At 51.3% G+C, this 2,399-nt stretch carries 3 protein-coding genes; all 3 read right to left on the bottom strand.

Going from position 1 to position 2,399, the window contains the following annotated elements:
- Positions 1-464: 464 nt before the first annotated feature.
- On the bottom strand, positions 465-653 hold the full coding sequence (locus VEB01_RS19915; protein ID WP_324878537.1) for a hypothetical protein: 189 nt from the start codon (positions 651-653) through the stop codon (positions 465-467).
- Positions 654-834: 181 nt separating this feature from the next.
- On the bottom strand, positions 835-1,143 hold the full coding sequence (locus VEB01_RS19910; RefSeq protein WP_324878535.1) for a DUF2288 domain-containing protein: 309 nt from the start codon (positions 1,141-1,143) through the stop codon (positions 835-837).
- A gap of 345 nt (positions 1,144-1,488) precedes the next feature.
- Complete coding sequence (locus tag VEB01_RS19905) at positions 1,489-1,704, bottom strand: DUF2934 domain-containing protein (protein WP_324878533.1); 216 nt, start codon at positions 1,702-1,704, stop codon at positions 1,489-1,491.
- Positions 1,705-2,399 lie beyond the last annotated feature (695 nt).

Genomic DNA, 2,399 nt, shown 5'->3' with positions numbered 1-2,399 from the left:
CCCTGGACTCTTCAACCGAATGACCTTATCTTCACTCATGGCGTATTCGCTCCTCTCAACAGGAATGGATGACCTCGAAGACCATCCAGAATACGCCGCCTACCTCAGCCCCTCATCCACAACTTTCGAGCATAACTCCACTCCACTCCGCTGCCGCTACGCTTCCTATGCTCCTTCCTAGAGCCTGTGATGAACTCGAGGCGAGGAGCGGAATAGCTTTCGGCGGCATGAGCAGCCAGGGGCAGGAAGTGAAGAACAATCAAGGGACGGATAGGCACTCGTAATCGCGGACCAGTCAAGACATTGAAGATCTCGCGCTGGTCATGCTCATGTTGCGGGGCATCCTCTCGAACAAGCGTGAGCTACTGAGCTACAAGAGGCCATTCCTCGTCGGACACATTATCGGGATATGAACGGCGCTTGAGTTCGGTCACACCTCCCCAGCGAAAAGTTCATAACAGACTTTAGATCTTCTTTCCGGCGCTAATAGTTGTTCGGTGTTCTTCGTCATATAGGCGGTTGACCAAATCCCTGAACCATCGCGGGCGCTTGATGACGACATATAGCCCAATTGACCCGACTACCGGCAACGGGAGGATATCCAGTGTCATCAAGGCGATCAGCGTGATCAGGCATTTCGCTCTGGTACTCATAACTTCAACTCCAATCGATCCCGAAGACCTGTAAACTAGGACAGTTTTTCTTCCCGCCGTGTTATTGCATCTTAGGTCTACAAAACATTGGAGTAAAAATTTAAGACCATATCCTCAAAAACATCGCGAAATATCGAGAACTCACCCTGGCAAAGAGTGGTATTAGCAACCGCCAGGCAGGCTAGTGCACGCTGAGTGACCGGCTCCCCTGCACCAATACCCACGGCGCAACAACCACGGCCCACAAGGTACATTCCGAGTCCGTCCACCGCCTGGCATGGTCATCGGTAGCCCGCACGATCTGCCCCCTGTTCATCCATTCCTCTAAAGCCCTTTTATCGTCCTCGGCAACTCTAGCCGCGGCTTCGACCAAGTCCAATTCCGGTGTAACGACAACCACGACACCTCGGGCGAAATGGCGCTCCAGCTCCTGCCAAGCTATTTGTCCCGTTTCCGCCGCAAGTTTCTGACGTAATTCTTTATCGTGCATTTCGGTCGTCTCGCAATAGGATTGAATCCAGAAATACTACTGAATTCGGCAATCGCCGGCACCGCCAATTTTGGCCAATCGGACGATTTGGCACGAAGCGCTGTTAATTTTCTTCGGAGCTATGGCCGTGGGAACTTGGGGAAAGGCAGGCCGTTATGACCGCAAAACTGGACGGATAAAGGATAAGTTCGGTAAATGCGAGGATTTTGGACGAATAAACGAGAGTATTACTTTAACCCTCGCGGAATTGAATCAATCTGTAAAAAAAGAAGGCAGAAACAATATATGTGGGGGGTGGGGGATATTCTGCCTTCTGGGGAAGCCTATCTAAATTTAAAAATCTGTTTAAGCAAGAGAGCCCGATTTAATTTCCCTCTCAGCCTCTAACCAATCTTCAACTTCGTAACCCGGGGCAAAGCCGCGCCTTTCAGCACGATAATAAGCAGCTTCGGCGATTTGTTGATTTATTCTGTCTTCCTGAAATGGAACCAAGCTGCTCGAAGAATCCAGCGTCGACTCGTCCGACATGTCATCTACGGCTTTCAGCGCTTTCCTAGCCATATTAAGAGTACCTCCTACCTTTCTTCCCTTTGTAATTTATTTTTCCTTTAGACCGACAAAAACGAGAACCTCCTTGTTCCAAATCGCGTCCCAGCCGAACTCGGATCAGTCCAGTCACATACGGATCATTTCAAGTCCATTACAACCATCCCGGTTGGATCAAGAATAGTCCCAATCTCCTACGGAACGTCCCAGATCCGTTCAGAACATCCTGTTCTTTGGCAACATCCCTATGGTCCATTGCTGGATTCACTCCTTGTTGGAACGTCCCGGTTCCGAACTCGACTCCCTCCTTCGGAGGTTTTTGCCAGCCTGTTTAGGCTGCCGTTCGAGTGAGTATATTTAACCGCCCTGGCGTCCCGCGGAAAATACGTAGGAATTCGTATCGTGCCCTGTGCCAACGAGTTGTCGCGAATATGTCTTCCTGTCCCAGTAATCATGAAACCAGGCGAACGGACCGACCGGAACTTCTGATAAACAAGCCAGCAAAGGGGCAAGCGAAAGATCACCCCGCAATTCAACGGCGGCGCACGCTCTCGAAAATGACAATAATGTTTAACCCAAATTGTCCATTAGCCGGTGGCGAGCCCTGGAATCACGGGCGGAGCGGCGGCGTGGGCCCAAAGCCCTGAGAACCAGGCGCGTTTGCGGCGGGGGACCGAGAGCAGCAGGCGCTGTTGCTTCGCATCCGGATG

It is taken from the genome of Methylocaldum sp., assembly GCF_035627495.1.
Lineage (GTDB): Bacteria > Pseudomonadota > Gammaproteobacteria > Methylococcales > Methylococcaceae > Methylocaldum.
This window is presented reverse-complemented; position numbering and strand designations above follow the sequence as displayed.